16 protein-coding genes are annotated in these 15566 nt (G+C 65.3%); 9 read left to right on the top strand and 7 right to left on the bottom strand.

What is annotated here, in order from left to right:
- Positions 1–106: 106 nt before the first annotated feature.
- Together GQB03_RS22030 and GQB03_RS22025 are read right to left on the bottom strand one after the other, a co-directional pair.
- Positions 107–1135: an MsnO8 family LLM class oxidoreductase gene (locus tag GQB03_RS22030; protein WP_200832380.1), complete on the bottom strand. Its 1029-nt coding sequence runs from the start codon at positions 1133–1135 to the stop codon at positions 107–109.
- 405 nt (positions 1136–1540) lie between these two features.
- On the bottom strand, positions 1541–2140 hold the full coding sequence (locus GQB03_RS22025; RefSeq protein ID WP_159693864.1) for a hypothetical protein: 600 nt from the start codon (positions 2138–2140) through the stop codon (positions 1541–1543).
- A 337-nt stretch (positions 2141–2477) separates the two neighbouring features.
- Here GQB03_RS22025 and GQB03_RS22020 point away from each other — a divergent pair, with 337 nt between their 5' ends.
- Positions 2478–3053 carry a Tll0287-like domain-containing protein gene (locus GQB03_RS22020; protein WP_159693862.1) on the top strand — a complete coding sequence of 192 codons (576 nt, stop codon included), beginning with the start codon at positions 2478–2480 and terminating at the stop codon, positions 3051–3053.
- A 115-nt stretch (positions 3054–3168) separates the two neighbouring features.
- On the opposite strand, the gene GQB03_RS22015 is transcribed toward GQB03_RS22020, so the two are convergent.
- The gene (locus GQB03_RS22015; protein ID WP_159693860.1) at positions 3169–4086 is read right to left on the bottom strand and encodes a LysR family transcriptional regulator; all 918 of its coding nucleotides are present in this window, start codon (positions 4084–4086) and stop codon (positions 3169–3171) included.
- A gap of 160 nt (positions 4087–4246) precedes the next feature.
- Here GQB03_RS22015 and GQB03_RS22010 point away from each other — a divergent pair, with 160 nt between their 5' ends.
- From GQB03_RS22010 to GQB03_RS21975, 8 genes are all read left to right on the top strand, one after another.
- Positions 4247–5287 (top strand): cupin domain-containing protein, encoded by a 1041-nt coding sequence (locus tag GQB03_RS22010; RefSeq protein ID WP_159693858.1) that lies wholly within the window; start codon positions 4247–4249, stop codon positions 5285–5287.
- 47 nt (positions 5288–5334) lie between these two features.
- Complete coding sequence (locus GQB03_RS22005; protein ID WP_159693856.1) at positions 5335–6045, top strand: fumarylacetoacetate hydrolase family protein; 711 nt, start codon at positions 5335–5337, stop codon at positions 6043–6045.
- 77 nt (positions 6046–6122) lie between these two features.
- Positions 6123–7319 (top strand): 3-hydroxybenzoate 6-monooxygenase, encoded by a 1197-nt coding sequence (locus GQB03_RS22000; protein WP_159693854.1) that lies wholly within the window; start codon positions 6123–6125, stop codon positions 7317–7319.
- Positions 7320–7435: 116 nt separating this feature from the next.
- On the top strand, positions 7436–8092 hold the full coding sequence (maiA, locus tag GQB03_RS21995; protein WP_159693852.1) for a maleylacetoacetate isomerase: 657 nt from the start codon (positions 7436–7438) through the stop codon (positions 8090–8092).
- 65 nt (positions 8093–8157) lie between these two features.
- Entirely contained in the window at positions 8158–9150 is a 993-nt protein-coding gene (locus tag GQB03_RS21990; protein WP_159693850.1) for a TRAP transporter substrate-binding protein, read from the top strand.
- A gap of 115 nt (positions 9151–9265) precedes the next feature.
- On the top strand, positions 9266–9775 hold the full coding sequence (locus GQB03_RS21985; protein WP_159693848.1) for a TRAP transporter small permease: 510 nt from the start codon (positions 9266–9268) through the stop codon (positions 9773–9775).
- Entirely contained in the window at positions 9772–11049 is a 1278-nt protein-coding gene (locus tag GQB03_RS21980; protein ID WP_159693846.1) for a TRAP transporter large permease, read from the top strand. The genes GQB03_RS21985 and GQB03_RS21980 overlap by 4 nt, the downstream gene beginning before the upstream one ends.
- 67 nt (positions 11050–11116) lie before the next feature.
- The gene (locus GQB03_RS21975; RefSeq protein ID WP_159693844.1) at positions 11117–11662 is read left to right on the top strand and encodes a hemerythrin domain-containing protein; all 546 of its coding nucleotides are present in this window, start codon (positions 11117–11119) and stop codon (positions 11660–11662) included.
- Positions 11663–11744: 82 nt separating this feature from the next.
- On the opposite strand, the gene GQB03_RS21970 is transcribed toward GQB03_RS21975, so the two are convergent.
- From GQB03_RS21970 to GQB03_RS21955, 4 genes are read right to left on the bottom strand one after another with little or no spacing between them, the layout of a single operon-like run.
- The gene (locus GQB03_RS21970) at positions 11745–12116 is read right to left on the bottom strand and encodes a Lin0512 family protein (RefSeq protein ID WP_159693842.1); all 372 of its coding nucleotides are present in this window, start codon (positions 12114–12116) and stop codon (positions 11745–11747) included.
- The gene (locus GQB03_RS21965; protein WP_159693840.1) at positions 12109–12462 is read right to left on the bottom strand and encodes a Lin0512 family protein; all 354 of its coding nucleotides are present in this window, start codon (positions 12460–12462) and stop codon (positions 12109–12111) included. The genes GQB03_RS21970 and GQB03_RS21965 overlap by 8 nt, the downstream gene beginning before the upstream one ends.
- A 46-nt stretch (positions 12463–12508) precedes the next feature.
- Positions 12509–14245 carry a cobaltochelatase CobT-related protein gene (locus tag GQB03_RS21960; RefSeq protein WP_159693838.1) on the bottom strand — a complete coding sequence of 579 codons (1737 nt, stop codon included), beginning with the start codon at positions 14243–14245 and terminating at the stop codon, positions 12509–12511.
- Entirely contained in the window at positions 14242–15219 is a 978-nt protein-coding gene (locus GQB03_RS21955; RefSeq protein ID WP_159693836.1) for an AAA family ATPase, read from the bottom strand. The genes GQB03_RS21960 and GQB03_RS21955 overlap by 4 nt, the downstream gene beginning before the upstream one ends.
- Positions 15220–15566 lie beyond the last annotated feature (347 nt).

Raw genomic sequence — 15566 nt, 5'->3', positions numbered from 1 at the left:
GACGACCGCCGCTCCGTCGCCGCCCTCGCTGGCAGGACAGGCGGGGCTCGGAACCATGCCGGCGTTCAAGACCTGGTATCCGGCGGCCGATCAGGCCGGCCAGTCGCTAACCCGTGAATGCGCCGGCCAGCAGCCTGTAGCTGTTCACCCGCGCAACAAAATCATGAGTCACCGTCACGACGGCGATCTCGTCGCTTCCGAAAGCTTTCGCCAGGGCCTCGATCTCCGCACGACACTGTTCGGGCGTGCCGATGGTGTAGCCGGATTCGATGTGCCGATATTCGGCCTCTTCTGACGGCGAAAAGCGCTTGCGTCGATCCTGCACCACTGCGGGCGACAGCAGCGCGTCCTGACCTCCGATCTGCACCATCATCTTGCGATAGATGGCGGTACTGGCCAATTCCATCGCCTCCTCACGCGTCTCGGCGCAGAAGCCGGCAATGGCCAGCATGCGCCGGGGCGTGCCTTCGTGGCCGGCCGCACGCCAGGCCTGGTCATGAGCATCGAAGATTTCGGGATGACAGTGGTCGGCCGAGATGAAGCGGGCCAGCGCCAGCGACATCCCGAGCTGACCGGCCAGCGCCGCGCTACCGCCGCCCGAGCCAAGCATCCACAGCTCCGGGCCACTGCCAAGCTGCGGGCTGATGTGCAGGCCTGCCCACGGGTGATCCGCCGGCAGTGTCTGCGTCACCAGCCCCTTGAGGGTTGCCGCCTGGGCCGGATAGTGGTTCGGCTCGAGCGGACTGGACGGCCAGGCCAGCGCCGAGGCGGCGCGCGCATCCCCGCCCGGCGCGCGACCGATGCCCAGATCGATCCGGCCCGGGAAAAGCGCGCACAGCATGTTGAATACCTCGGCCACCTTGTACGGGCTGTAATGGCTTAGCATCACGCCGCCACTGCCCACCCGCATGTGCTCGGTGACGCTGGCGATGCCTGCCACGAGGATCTCCGGGGCAGGCCCGGCGAACTGCGGGCTGTTATGGTGCTCGGCCACCCAGTAGCGGTGATAACCTTGGGAATCGCAGGCCCTGGCCAGGGCGATGGACATCTGGCCCGCATTGGCGCAGCCCGGCGCCGTTTCCAGCGGATGGGCGGGACTCTGGTCGAGAACGGAGAGCTTGATATCCATCGGCATTGCGCCTTCCTCGCTCGTTAATCACAAAATATCTCGAGATTTTAGCACAAGGCGCTGGAGTCTTGGATTGCGACACAGCAGAGACTCAGCCGAAGAGACGTGCCGTGTTCGGCACAACAATGCCCCGCTCCCTCTCATATCGGGATGCAAGCCGGCATCATGCTGCCGAGTATCCCGAAGCATGACGGTCACGCAATCGAAGTGAATGTAGGCCTGACCATGCGCACACCCGCCGCTGCAGGGCAGTTCAGTGCAACCACAAGCCTTGTCGCGATCCTCACCGCTCCGTGCAAACAAACTCGAACGCACTGCCTTTACCGCGGTCAGCACGCGGTTCGGCCTTCGCGTCTCCCGGAGACGGGGTCGACCATCCATCGTGATATTTCGGGCAGGTGTATCCGCTGCTCACAACGCCGAATGGGCCGCACCGCGAAAGTCCACCGGCTCGGGCAGACCCTTGCGCAAAGCCCGTTTGCGGGCGATCTCGTGATTCATGTCGGCGGCAACGAAAATCACCGGCTTTCCGGCGCGTCGGGCTGCCGCCATCTCGTCACGCGTGACCTCTCCGCCGCCGATCGCAAGGAATTCGGTACCGGTCTCGACGATGGCGACGGAGGTCGGCGACAAGTGTCCGGCAGCGGTCAATCCGCCCCAAGACGTATCCGGCACGTAGAACACGATATCCACGCAATCGGACAAGGCGGCGCCCTCGTCCCTGGCCAGCACAGAGACGATTCCCATGGTGGTGAAGCCGAGCGCCTTGGCCACCGGATAGGCCGCGCCGATGCCGGCGGCTGTGGCGCCGATATTGACGATCCATGTACCGGGGTCCCTGCCGGCCAGCGCCTTGACTACCGTTGCTCGCATCGCGGCGGGATCCTCATATTCCGCCCCGGAGTACCCCGCCAGAGTCAAAACCTGCTTGCCGGTACTGTGCACGTAGGCACGAATCGCCAGTGGCCTGGCTTCGCGCAGTTCGCCCGGCGGTGCGCATGGAGCCGCCATCGATGGCGCCACCGTCAGGGCACAGGCTGACAAAGTAGCCGCCAAGGCTAAAGGTTTACCAATCCGCATCTGCATCTCCTGTAGCCGATCGTGAATGCTGCGTGCTAGCGCCTGCCGGATGAGGAAGCGGCGACCCGCCGTAGCATCACGATGCACGTGCGGGCTCCGTCCGAACGCCCGGATAGGCTGCGGTAGTCTAGTGGCTCGCGGATGGGATAGTCCACGGTCATCTTTCGGCCGCTACCGGGGGGCCGCGCGCGGATGGCGTTGACGGGTGGTATGCCGGCACCATCGAGTGCATAATCATTCCCTAATAAACCGTCCGACTGGAGAACCCATGAAAAAGCCGACCCTTGCCCTCCTCGCCTGCGCCCTCCTCGCCCCCGTGAGCACGCTGGCGTTCGCCGACGAAACCGCCCTGCTCGAAGAAGCCCGCGGCGTTGCATCCGGCATCCCGCCAAAACTGCTGGCAGTACTCAAGAGCGAGATCGAGAAAGGCGGGCCGGAAGGCGCGATCAGTGTCTGTCGCGACAAGGCACCGCAGATGGCCAAGGAGGCCTCGGCAAAGACCGGCTGGATGATTCGCCGCGTCAGCCTGAAGAACCGCAACCCCAAGGCCGTACCCGATGCCTGGGAACGTACCGCCCTCGAGGAATTCGACCGCCGTGCCGCCGCGGGTGAGGCGCCAGCCACGCTGGAGAAGGGTGAGATCGTTGCCGACGGCGACGGCAGATCCTACCGCTACATGAAAGCCCTGCCGACTCAACCGCTGTGTCTTGCCTGCCACGGCAGCAGCGCGGACATCGGCCCGGCGGTGCGCACGAAGCTCGAATCGCTGTATCCCGCCGACCAGGCCACCGGCTACAAGGTCGGCGACATCCGCGGCGCGATGACCATTCGCAAACCGCTCTGACAAGCAATCGGATGGCGTCCGTGAGCGCTTGCGTGCAAGCCGGGAGGCCGCCAGAGCGACGCCCGGGGTGATCGTTTGGTCACCCCGCTCGCCATGCCCGCAGCAAGATCGGGGCTCACGACAATTCATCCTCCCCCCGGATTTCCGACAGCAGGTCCCTGACCAGACCGCGCAACCAGCGACTGCCCGGGTCGTGGTGATAGCGCTCGTGCCAGTGTTGCTTGACCGCGTAGTCGGGCAAGGGAAACGGCACCGGATGCACATTGAAATGGCCGCGTCCGGCGAGCAATTCGCCCAGACGCGCGGGAATGGTCACCAGCAGGTCGGTGCTTTCGACAACAAAGGTGACGCCCAGGAAACTCGGGATCCAAAGTGCCACGCGGTGCGTGATATTGAGGCGTGCCATCTCGCGCTCGACGATCCGGTGGCCGGTGCCCGAGGTGGTGACGACTGCATGCTCCTCGGCCTCAAAGGTCGCGAGGTCAAGCAGGCCACGAATGCGCGGATGGTCTGCGCTGGCGAGACAGACGTAATGCTGGCGAAATAGCGCCTGCTGGTAGAAACCGGCATCGAGCTGAGGCATGAAGCCCAGCGCCAGATCCACTTCACCCGCCTCGAGCATGCCGGCCGTATCTGCCGACAGCGGGAAAACCTCGATCAGTACATGTGGAGCCACCTTGCGTATCTCGCGCAGGAGATCCGGCAGCAACACCAACTGGCTGATATCGGTCATGGCGATGCGGAAGGTCCGTCGTGATTCTGCGGGATCGAATTCCGAGCGGTGGCCCAGCGCCACCTCGATCGCGTCGATGGCCGCGCGCATCGGCTGTACCAGGCCCTCGCCGAACGGCGTCGGGTCCATGCCGGTCGAGGTACGAACAAACAGCGGGTCCTTGAAATGGGTTCGCAATTTGCCCAGCGCAATGCTCACCGCCGGTTGACCGAGTCCCAGATTGTCGGCCGCCCGGCTGACGCTGCGGGTCTTGTAGATCTCGTCGAATACGTTCAGCAGTCTTACGTCGAGCATCTGCATCGCACGGCCCCTCTATTCGAAATTCGAATCACTCATATTCGATCCATTGCATGGATCGAATGCTATCACCTCGCTAGAGTGCGCTCCACAGGTAGTCGATTGATCCAGATCAATAAAACGGCCTTTCACGGGACCGCAGCACAAAAGGAGACGCAGCATCATGCTTGCACTGGGAACCCTCGAAGATCTACCCGCGGATTACCGCGAAAAGCTCACCCGCCAAAACCTCGTGCCGCTCTGGCCGAGCCTTCGCAGCGTACTCCCGCCGGGCAAGCCCGCCCTGCGGACCCAGCCGATTCTGTGGTCCTACCAGGCACTGCGCCCGCTGCTGCTGCAAGCCGGCGAGCTTACGCCGATCGAGAAGGCCGAACGCCGTGTGCTGGTGCTGGCCAACCCAGGCCACGGACTGGAAAAGATGCAGGCGAGCTCGAGCATCTACCTCGGCATGCAACTGCTGCTGCCGGGCGAATGGGCGCCGGCCCACAAGCACACGCCCAACGCGGTGCGCATGATCGTCGAAGGCGAAGGCGCCTACACCACGGTCGACGGCGAAAAATGCCCGATGAGCCGCGGCGACCTGATTCTCACCCCGACCGGCCTGTGGCACGAACACGGCCACGACGGCAAGGACCCGGTGGTGTGGCTCGACGTGCTCGACCTGCCGCTGGTGTACTACATGGAGGCCTCCTACGTCACCGAAGGCAAGGCCCAGGAAGTGAGCGCCACCATGAACGAGCGCGGCTACGCCCGCGGCGGCGTGGTACCGGCACCGGTCTTCAGCCGCAGCAGCGACCGTCGCTACCCGATGCTGCGCTACGCATGGTCCGATGCGCGCTCCGCGCTGCTTGGCCTCGCCGAGAGTCAGCCGGGGATCGACGCCGTGCAGGTCGCCTATGTGAATCCCGAAACCGGCGGCGACTGCCAGAACATCCTCGGCTTCTCGGCGCTGATGCTTCGCCCCGGCGAGACGCTGAAGCTGCCGGCCCGCTCTCCGGCGATGGTGTTCCACCTGATAGAAGGTGGTGCCGACGTCGAAATCGACCGCGCCCTGTTCAACCTCTCGCCCGCGGATACCTGCTGTGCGCCGGGCTATACGCCGGTGACGCTCAAGAACCGCTCGTCGGAGCAACCCGCCTTCGTCTTCATCGCCGACGAGGCCCCGCTGCACAAGAAGCTCGGCGTCTATGAAGTACGGGCCTGACCCGTTCGCCTGCGTCGCAAACCAATCCCCATCGGAGACAGAACCAGATGACACAAGACAACTACGCCTGGAGCCCCAACCCGGTCTATTCGCTGCCGGTGCGCGGCAGCGAGCAGCGCCTGCCGGTCAAGCGCATCTTCTGCGTCGGCCGCAACTACCACGCCCACGCCATCGAGATGAACCGCCCGGTCGACAAAGCGACCATGCGCCCCTTCTACTTCATCAAGGATGCCTCCACGCTGGTGGAATCCGGCGCCACGGTGCCCTACCCCACCGGAACGGCCAACTACCACTTCGAGATGGAGTTGGTCGTGGTGGTCGGCAAGCCCGGCTTCCGGGTGGCCGAAGAAAACGCCGGTGAGCTGATCTACGGTTACGCGGCCGGCCTGGACATGACCCGCCGCGACCTCCAGCTTGTCGCCCGCGAACAGGGCCGCCCCTGGGATCTGGGCAAGAACTTCGAGAAGTCCGCGATCTGCACCGAGGTAGTACCGGTCGGCGATCTAGGCGTGCTCGACAAGGGCGCCATCAACCTGCAGGTCAATGGCGAGACCAAACAGAGTTCGGATCTTTCGAAGCTGATCTGGGATCTGCGCGAGATCATCGCCGACCTTTCCACGTTCTACCACCTCGAGCCCGGCGACCTGATCTACAGCGGCACGCCGGAGGGTGTGGGCGCGGTCAAGCCCGGCGACGTGATCACCGGCCATGTCGATGGCGTGGGCGACATCGCGCTGACCGTCGGCGCCGCCGAATGAGCCACCGGCGGTAACCAAAAGAACGCACGCACGGCATCGACAGCCGTGCTGAAGAACCCACAAAAGGAGACTGGAAGATGAACGATCAACAACTACCCGTAATCGTTGCCGGCGGCGGCATCGGCGGGCTTGCGGCAGCATTGGCGCTGGTACGCCAGGGCTTCAGGGTCAAGGTACTGGAGCAAGCCCCGGAGATCGGCGAGATCGGCGCCGGCATCCAGCTCGGCCCCAACGCGTTCCACGCGTTCGACGCTCTCGGCATCGGCGACAAGGCGCGCGGCCGCGCCGTCTATACCGACTACATGGTGATGCACGACGCGCTGGACGAATACCAGGTCGGCAAGATCCCCACCGGCGAGGCCTTCATCAAGCGCTTCGGCAACCCCTACGCGGTGATCCACCGCGTCGATGTACACCTCTCGCTGCTCGAGGGCGCGCAGGAAACCGGGCGGGTCGAGGTTCTGACCTCCACCCACGTCGAACGCATCGAGCAGGACGACAGCAGCGTCACCGTCTACGACCAGCATGGCACCGCCCATCGCGGCCTCGCGCTGATCGGCTGCGACGGGGTCAAATCGGTGGTGCGCGAACAGTACGTCGGCGACCCCGCACGCGTCACCGGCCATGTGGTCTATCGCGCAGTGGTCGACAAGGCGGACTTTCCCGAAAATCTGCAGTGGAACGCCGCGAGCATCTGGGTCGGGCCCAACTGCCACCTGGTGCACTATCCGCTGCGCGGCGGCGAGCAATACAACGTGGTGGTGACCTTCCACTCCCGCCAGCAGGAAGAATGGAGCGTGACCGACGGCAGCAAGGAAGAGGTCGAGAGCTACTTCCAGGGCATCTGCCCAAAAGCACGCCAGCTCATCGAGCTGCCCAAGACCTGGAAGCGCTGGGCGACCGCCGACCGCGAACCGATCGGCCAATGGACCTTCGGTCGCGCCACCCTGCTCGGCGACGCCGCCCACCCGACCACCCAGTACATGGCGCAGGGTGCCTGCATGGCGCTCGAAGACGCGGTCACCCTCGGTGAAGCGCTGCGGGTGCACGGTAACGACTTCATCAAGGCATTCGAACACTACCAGCGCTCCCGCATCGCCCGCACCGCGCGCATCGTGCTGAGCTCGCGCGAGATGGGCCGTATCTATCATGCCAAGGGCGTCGAGCGCCTGGTGCGCAACGACCTGTGGCGCGGCCGCACGCCTGAGCGTTTCTACGATGCGATGGAGTGGCTCTACGGCTGGAACGTGGGCAACTGCCTGGCGAAGGACTGAACGCCCTTCATCGCTTCGGTGACCAGGGCGCCCGTTATCGCGTTCGTTACCGGACGGGATCCACACCGCGCTCCGGGCAGGCAACACGCCCGGAGCGCCACGACCACGAGGCAAGCATGGAGATCCATAACTTCTTTCGCAGCGGCACCTCGCATCGCCTGCGCATCGCGCTCAACCTCAAGGGCATCGCGTACCAGTACATCGCGGTCGATCTGCGCACCGAAGAACATCTCGGCGCCGCGTTCAAGATGCTCAACCCGCAACAACTGGTGCCGGCGCTCGTCGATGGCGACCTCACGCTGATCCAGAGCCCGGCGATCATCGAGTGGCTCGAGGAGCGTTACCCGACACCGGCGCTGCTGCCGGCCGAGGCAACCCAGCGCGCGCGGGTGCGTGCGCTGGCCGCAATCGTCGGCTGCGACATCCACCCGATCAACAACCGACGCATCCTCGAATACCTGCGCAAACAGCTGGGCTGCGACGACACGGCCGTGCAGGCATGGTGCGAAACCTGGATCCGCTCGGGTTTCGATGCAATTGAGGCGATGCTCGCTGCCGACCTTGGTCGTGGCGCCTTCTGCTTCGGCGAGGCGCCGACGATCGCCGACGTCTACCTGGTACCCCAGGTAGAGAGCGCGCGCCGTTTCAATGTGGATCTGTCCGCCTATCCGAACATCGTCGCCGTAGATGCGGCATGCAACGAACTGGAGGCCTTCCGCAAGGCCACGCCGGCCGTCCAGCCGGACGCACCGGCACAGACCACCAAGCCGTAGACCGGGAACGCAAGCAACAAGACTGCGCGGCCACGCGCCAGAACCTACCCATGGAGGAGACAAACATGAAATACAAGCTGATCCAATCGCTCAAGGCCCTCACCGCCGGCGGCCTCATCGCCCTCGGCAGCCTGGTCGCCACGCCGGCCTGCGCCGAGTCGCTCAAACTCGGCCACATCACCCCACCGAGCCATGTGTGGCACAAGGTTGGCGAACACATTGCCAGCAATCTCGCCGAGGCCTCCGGCGGCAAGATGAAGATCACCGTCAGCCCGCTGCAGAAGCTCGGTAATGAAGGCCAGATGATCAACCTGATGCAGGCCGGCGCGGTGCAGTTCGGTATCTTCACCGCTGCCGGCCTGGCCAACCGCGAGGAGTCCTTCCTCGGCTGGTCGCTGCCCTACGCCTTCCGCGACGTCGAGCATGCCTCGCACGCCGCGTCCACCCCGGCCGCCCGCGAGATGCTCAAGCGGCTCGAGCCCAATGGCCTGGTCGGCCTCGGCTACACCTTTGCCGGGATGCGTCATGTGCTGTCGCTGGAGCCGGTCAAGTCGCCCAAGGACCTCGCCAACAAGAAGATCCGCGCCTTCCCGAGCCCGATCTACAATGACTGGTGGGCCGCAAACGGCGCAGCACCAACCGCCATGCCGCTCTCCGAGGTGGCCCCCTCACTGACCACCAAGCTGCTCGACGCGGTGGATATCGACCTCGATGCACTGGTCGGCCTCAAGTTTCACCAGCAGGCGCCTTACCTCACGCTCACCAACCACATGGCCTTCCCGGGCGTGATCGTGGTCTCGAAGAAGTGGTGGGATAGCCGCAGCGACGCCGACCGCGCGATGATCACCAAGGCCGTCGCCGAAGCCGAAGCCTGGGGTTTCCAGGAAGCCATCGCCGCTGACAAGGCCAACCTTGTCACCGCCAAGGCGGACGGCGCCAAGGTGGTCGATGCCGACCTCTCGTCCTTTGAAGCCGTGGGCAAGCAGATCCGCGACAAATACACGGCGAAGAACCCGTTGATCGCGGACTTCTACAAGCAGGCCAGCGCGCTCAAGTGAGCGGCACCGGGCGGGCACTCCACGCGTCCGCCCGCGCGACCTGCTACGGCAGCCCCACCTGACCGGTGACCGCCGCGTACGACCGGCGGCACCGCATCGCCCTCAGAGGACGCCCATGTTCATCCACACCATCGAGTCGGCGGACCGCTGGCTGGCCAGCGCCGAGCGGGTGCTGGTCATCGCGCTCACCGCTGCCCTGACCTGCATCATGATGGTCCAGGTCATCCTGCGTTACTTCTTCAATGCACCGCTGTTCTGGGCAGAGGAAATCTCGGTCCAGATGCTGGTCTTCGCGACCCTCTTCGGCCTGTCCCTGCTGGTGCACCATCGCCAGCTGGTGACGATCGATTTCCTGCCCCAGGCGCTCTCGCCGCGCGGGCGCCACTGGCTGGCGGTGTTGCACGGCCTGCTCTTCCTGGCACTGCTCGGCTTCGTCGCAAAACTCGGCGTCGCGTGGATCACCCGTCCGGAGGTGCAGATCGAGCTCGGCGCCACCACCCAGCTGCCGCGCTGGTACAACTATTCCGCGCTGCCGCTTGCCATGGCGGCGATGTCGTTTCACCAGCTCGTCGGTGTGCTGCGCCATATCCGCGACCTCATCAAGCATGAGGGGGCCGGCACATGATCACGCTTATCGTCTTTTTCGGTCTGCTGCTCACCGGCTTTCCGATCTTCGGCGCGATCCTCGCAGGCGCCGTGGCCTTCATGGCCACCAACGATCTCGCCGTCCTCTACGATTCGATCCCGATCCAGTTCTACGGCGCGCTCGAGATCAACAGCCTGCTGGCGATTCCGCTGTTCCTGCTGGTCGGCGAGATCATGAACAAGGCCGGCCTCACGCAGCGCCTCATCGCGGTGGCCGAGGTGCTGGTCGGCGGGCTCAAGGGCGGTCTGGCCTACGCGAACCTGTTCACCAATGCGATGGCCGCATCGATCCTCGGCTCAGCGGTGGCGCAGATCGGCGTGATGAGCAAGGTCATGATCCCGGCCATGGAGCGCAGCGGCTACAAGCGCGCGTTCTCGGGTGCGGTCACGGTGTCCGCGGGCCTGCTCGGACCGATCATTCCGCCCTCGATGCTGATGATCATCTACGGCGTGGTTGCGGTGCAGCCGATCGCCCCGCTGTTCATCGCCGGCATCCTGCCGGGCGTGCTGATCGTCTCGGCGCTGGCGATCGTGATCTTTCTCTACGGCGTGTTCGGTCCGGGACTCCCGGCCGGTACCCGCGGCGAGCGCTCGGCCTCGGTCAAGATCCTGCTCGAAGGCCTCGCCCCGGCGGTGATTCCGCTGGTAGTGATCGGCGGCATCATGAGCGGCGTGATGACCCCGACCGAATCCGGCGCGGTGGCCTCGATCATCGCCCTGGTGCTCGGCCTGGTGTATCGCGAACTGCAAATGCGCGATCTGCCCGCGATCCTGCTCGAGGTGGGTACCAACACCGCCACCATCACCGGCCTCATCGCGGTTGCCTCGGTGCTCAGCTGGGTGCTGGCCTTCCAGGGCGTACCCGACATGGTGGTCGAGCACATGACCGGGCTTACCGACTCGCCCTTCCTGTTCCTGCTGCTGGTGATCGTGCTGATGCTGCTGCTCGGCATGTTCCTCGAGAGCATCAGCGTGCTCATCGTGGTGGTGCCGCTGCTGATGCCGGTGGTGACCAGCCTCGGCATCGACCCGATCCACTTCGGCGTGGTGTGTACCGTGGCCACCGTGCTCGGCCTGGTGACGCCGCCGGTCGGCCCCGGCCTGTACATCGCCATCGTGCAGGCCGACATCCGCATGTGGCCGCTGTTTCGCGCGACGCTGCCGTTCCTCGCGGCGGTGTTCGCGGTGCTGATATTGATCGCCGCGGTACCCGCGATTTCGACCTGGCTGCCGGCATTGATGATCGGCAAATGAACGACGCTCGCCCGCAATCCGATGGTTTTCCGGGCGCCGCATCGCAACCCTTTCAAAGGACGGGACCATGAACGCCTCATCCGACTCCACCAACGAACACCAGCCCGTAGACGACTTTTCGCAATGTCATGTCGGCATCCTGCGCAAGCTCGACATGCTGAACGAACTGCCGGCGCTGCTCGGCCCCGCTGCGCGTGCCCGGGAAATCGCCGCCAGTGCCCTTGAGTTCTTCCGCGAAGCGATCTTCGAACACCACCTGGACGAGGAGCGGGAGCTCTTTCCCGCGGTGCTGGCGAGCGCGGAAAAAGGCGCCGAACGCGACCGCGTGCAGGCGCTCGCCAGGCAGCTCACCGACGAGCACCGCGACCTGGAGTCACGCTGGAAACGCCTCGAGGCTGAACTCAAGCGCGTGGCCAAGGGCCATGACAGCCATATCGAGGTGGCCGACATCGAAGAGCTGGTCCGCCGTTATCGCTGTCACGCCGAGCTCGAGGAGACCGAATTCCTCCCGCTCTCGCAGACCATCCTCGGCCGCAACTCCCACCACATGTCGGCGCTCGGGCTGTCACTGCACATGCGCCACGCACCGAAGAAGCGCATGACGCCGATCTGAGCCATGCTGCACGGGGGCCCGGCTGCTTTGCGCATCCGGTCTCGTCCTCCCTAAGGGTGTCAGCCGCCCACCGGTCCGCGGTTCAGCCGGCCTGGCTCAGGCGCCACGCGCCCTCTTCCACCGGCAGGAAGGCTTCCACCGCGGCGGTCGCGACGATATGCGTGGTGTCCTGCTCGGCATCAACGACATTGAGCCCGCCCTTCACCGCGGTGACCCGGGCGTAGCCACGCGGCAGCTCGGCGGCGACCCGTTCGAGGTCAACCTTGTCGGGCTCCTGCACGCCGACGGTGACCTGCACCCGCATGTTCCCGTGGTCGTAACCGAGCGACTTGAAGAGCACGATCGAAGAATGATGCAGCGCGTCGTGCACCGCGCGGATGGCGGCCTTGGTGTAGTCACCGCCGTAGAGATCGTTGCCGGTCCCCATCTCGAGGATGATGCGCTTCTCAGCCATGTGCGGGCTCCATGTCGAATGACACCATGATTGCTGCGTTGGCGATGACGCTGAGGCCTTCACCGCCCGGCTTGGGCACATCGAGACCGCCCTCCACCACCCTGATCGTGGGCTGGCCGTAGGGAAAGATGCCGAGCAGTTCGGTCGTATCGACCACCTCGGGCCGCTGAACGCCGATCTCGACATCGATGATCATGGCGGTCTTCGGAAAACCGAATGCCTCCGCCACGTTCAGCGAGTTGTGCCACAGCGCATCGCGTATCGCGCGCGCCGCGGCCTGGGTGTAATCCTTGCTGCGGATCGAAGTGCCCATGCCGAACTGGGTCACCACTCTCTTCTTTGCCATTGCGATTCTCCTTCGCCTTTCGGTTCTTGCCCGGCGTGCCACCTTGCTAGCGTCGGTGCCGGCCGCCAATGAGTTGCACGATCTCGTTGAACAGATTGTTGTCCAGCGCCTGGCTCATGTCGGTGGCGAGGCAGCGCCGGTAGAACGGGCTGAGGTCCAGCCCGACTCCCAGCCCGAGGATCTCCACCGCGCCCTGCTGCTCGCGCCGCGCCACCACGTCCTTGAGGTGGTTGTCGAGGTAGAACTCGTCGTTGGCGCGACCGGTCGCGCTGTCGGCGGGGCATCCGTCCGAGATCACGATGAGGATGCGCCGCGCCTCGCTGCGCGCGAGCAGGCGGTTACAGGCCCAATCCACCGCCTCGCCGTCGATGCCCTCGCGGAAAAGGTCCGGCTTGAGCAGCGCCATCATGTCGAGGCGCGCCCGCCGCCAGTTGCGGTCGCCCTCCTTGAAGATCATGTGGGTGACCTCGTTGAGCCGCCCCGGATCGGCAGGCCGGCCGCCGCTCATCCACGCCTTGAATGCACGTCCGCCGTTCCATGCCCCGGTGGTGAAGCCGAGCAGCTCGGTGGTGACCCCTACCATCTCCAGCGCGCGGATCAGCAGGTCGATCATCGTCGTCACCGCTTCTGCGTGAGTCTTCATCGAGCCCGAGCAATCCACCAGGAAGCTCACCACGCAGTCGGCCGACGGCTTGTACTGGTCCTGGCGGAACAGGCGGCGCTCGGCCGGCGAGCTGATCAGCTGGGACAGGCGCGCGCCGTCGATGCGCCCCTCCTCCTGGCCGAAGAGCCAGCCATCGCGCTGTGGCCGTGCGAGGATCGCGCCGAGCATGCGGGCCAGCCGAGGGAGGTTGATGCCCTGCTCGACGATGCGCTTGTCGATGCGCTCGCGATACTCGCGTAGCAACGCCTTGCGCACCAGGGTACCGGCCGCCACCTCGGTATCGAAGCGCGTGGTAAACACCCGGTAGGCCTGTTCCGCATCTTCGAACGCCTTGCTCTGGCCGGTGCTCGCGGCAGCAATGTTGTCGCCCTCGCCTTCGTCCTGGTCGAAATCCAGCAGCAGCGCAAAGCGGCTCTTTGCTTCGTCCTCCTCCTCGGCGTCGTCCAACGTATCGTCACCGCCGGCTTCCGCCATGTCGGCGCGCATGGTCTCGCCGACCACCCGCACCACTTCCAGCGCATGCCGGGCAAAGGCGCGCTGGTCGTCGCGACTGCGCCGCATGCCGGCCAGCGGCGTACCGAGCGCGCCTACCAGCGAGGCCCGGGTGCCCTCGATGTAGTCCTCCGTCTCTTCCAGCACCGGTTTCGCCATGAGGCGCGACCAGGCCATCTGCGCCACGGTGTAGAGCAGGATGCCGAGACGGCCTTCGGTAAGCCCCTCGCGATAGAAAGCGCGCGACCATTCCTCGAAGCGATGGTGCAGATTGGCGGCCATGCCGGGCATGTCTGCCGGCACATGGGTCTCGACCCGCAACTGCTCGAGCCACTCGAACACCAAGCGCTCGACACCACCGGGCGGGCACAGGCTGCGATGCAATCCGGCGTCGGAGTGCAGCAGACGCAGCGCCATGCCATCGGCCGCCGCGCGGCAGTCGGCGAAACCGTCGAGGTCGGGATCGACGCGCAGGTGCGGCGCATGCATCGGCAAGGGCCGCACGCCCTGGTGCAGGAGTCGTCCGCGGTAATGCAACTCGGCATCGCCGGTCATCGCACGCAGCGTGGCGGCGCACAGCTCCTCGATCTTCTGCTGCCTGCGCGCCCGCTGCTGGGCAGTGCTCACGACTGCGCCTCGCGCATCCACGATTCGTCCAGTTCCTCACCGAAGCAGCGCTGGTAGTACTCGGCCACGATCGGCCGCTCGGCTTCATCACACTTGTTGAGGAAGGACAGGCGGAAGGCCAGCGGCGGGTTGCGGAAGATCTCGCAGTTCTCCGCCCAGGTGATCACCGTGCGCGGCGACATCAGCGTCGACAGGTCGCCCGCGGCGAAGCCCTTGCGGGTCAGGTCGGCCACCTGCACCATCTGCGCGATGAGCTGGCGACCCTTGTCGTAGTTCTTTGCCGGCACGCGCGCCAGCACGATCGCCACCTCCTCCTCGTGCGGCAGGTAGTTGAGCGTGGCGACGATGTTCCAGCGATCGATCTGCGCATGGTTGAGCACCTGGGTGCCGTGATACATGCCCGAGAGGTTGCCCAGACCGACCGTGTTCGAGGTCGCGAAGAGCCGGAAATAGGGGTGCGGGCGGATCACCCGGTTCTGGTCGAGCAGGGTGAACTTGCCGTCGCGTTCGAGAATGCGCTGGATCACGAACATCACGTCCGGCCGGCCGGCGTCGTATTCGTCGAAGATCATCGCCACCGGCCGCTGCAGCGCCCAGGGCACGATGCCTTCCTGGAATTCGGTGACCTGCAGGCCGTCGCGCACCACGATGGTGTCCTTGCCGACGAGGTCGAGCCGACTGATGTGGCCGTCGAGGTTCACCCGCACGCAGGGCCAGTTGAGGCGCGCCGCCACCTGCTCGATATGGGTCGATTTGCCGGTGCCGTGCAGGCCCTGCACCATCACCCGCCGGTCGCGGTTGAAACCGGCGAGGATGGCGAGCGTGACGTCGGGGTTGAAGCGGTAGGCCTCGTCGATCTCGGGGACGTGGTCATCGCGCTCGTCGAAGGCCGGCACCTGGAGGTCGGAATCGATGCCGAATACTTCGCGCACCGAAACCATGCGGCCCGGGCTGATCTGGGTAATGTCTGTCACTTGTCGGTCTCCAGTCGTTGCCGCGGCAAAAATGCGGCGATCTTGTTTCATTGCTGTCGAACCGGTGACGCCCTCCCGGCAAGGTCCGGCGCGGACCACGGCCATTCACACGATCCGACCCTTTGTCAGGTCAGCGGCCGCCCACCCAGGGCAAAGCCGCACGAAATCCACAACACGGGGCCGGCCTTGTGACGCCGCCCCCTATGCACTCCTTGCCGCTTCAGGCATTGCCTCGGTTTCGATTTTTGCGAGGGCCTGGGCGGCGCGCTGTACCGCGGGCAGCAGCTGCAGGGCCTTCTCCCGGCCCATGCGCATCACCGGCGCCTGCACCGCGATGCCGGTGTTCG

Origin of the sequence: Cognatazoarcus halotolerans (genome assembly GCF_009800965.1) — a bacterium.
In the GTDB taxonomy this organism is placed as follows: Bacteria; Pseudomonadota; Gammaproteobacteria; order Burkholderiales; family Rhodocyclaceae; genus Cognatazoarcus; species Cognatazoarcus halotolerans.
This window is presented reverse-complemented; position numbering and strand designations above follow the sequence as displayed.

Coding starts and splice junctions, on each gene's coding strand:
- GQB03_RS21985 (WP_159693848.1), top strand. CDS start 9,266: ATGTTCATCCACACCATCGAGTCGGCGGACCGCTGGCTGGCCAGCGCC.
- maiA (WP_159693852.1), top strand. CDS start 7,436: ATGGAGATCCATAACTTCTTTCGCAGCGGCACCTCGCATCGCCTGCGC.
- GQB03_RS22025 (WP_159693864.1), bottom strand. CDS start 2,140: ATGGCGGCTCCATGCGCACCGCCGGGCGAACTGCGCGAAGCCAGGCCA.
- GQB03_RS21980 (WP_159693846.1), top strand. CDS start 9,772: ATGATCACGCTTATCGTCTTTTTCGGTCTGCTGCTCACCGGCTTTCCG.
- GQB03_RS21965 (WP_159693840.1), bottom strand. CDS start 12,462: ATGGCAAAGAAGAGAGTGGTGACCCAGTTCGGCATGGGCACTTCGATC.
- GQB03_RS22010 (WP_159693858.1), top strand. CDS start 4,247: ATGCTTGCACTGGGAACCCTCGAAGATCTACCCGCGGATTACCGCGAA.
- GQB03_RS22015 (WP_159693860.1), bottom strand. CDS start 4,086: ATGCAGATGCTCGACGTAAGACTGCTGAACGTATTCGACGAGATCTAC.
- GQB03_RS21990 (WP_159693850.1), top strand. CDS start 8,158: ATGAAATACAAGCTGATCCAATCGCTCAAGGCCCTCACCGCCGGCGGC.
- GQB03_RS22030 (WP_200832380.1), bottom strand. CDS start 1,135: ATGCCGATGGATATCAAGCTCTCCGTTCTCGACCAGAGTCCCGCCCAT.
- GQB03_RS22000 (WP_159693854.1), top strand. CDS start 6,123: ATGAACGATCAACAACTACCCGTAATCGTTGCCGGCGGCGGCATCGGC.
- GQB03_RS22020 (WP_159693862.1), top strand. CDS start 2,478: ATGAAAAAGCCGACCCTTGCCCTCCTCGCCTGCGCCCTCCTCGCCCCC.
- GQB03_RS22005 (WP_159693856.1), top strand. CDS start 5,335: ATGACACAAGACAACTACGCCTGGAGCCCCAACCCGGTCTATTCGCTG.
- GQB03_RS21975 (WP_159693844.1), top strand. CDS start 11,117: ATGAACGCCTCATCCGACTCCACCAACGAACACCAGCCCGTAGACGAC.
- GQB03_RS21970 (WP_159693842.1), bottom strand. CDS start 12,116: ATGGCTGAGAAGCGCATCATCCTCGAGATGGGGACCGGCAACGATCTC.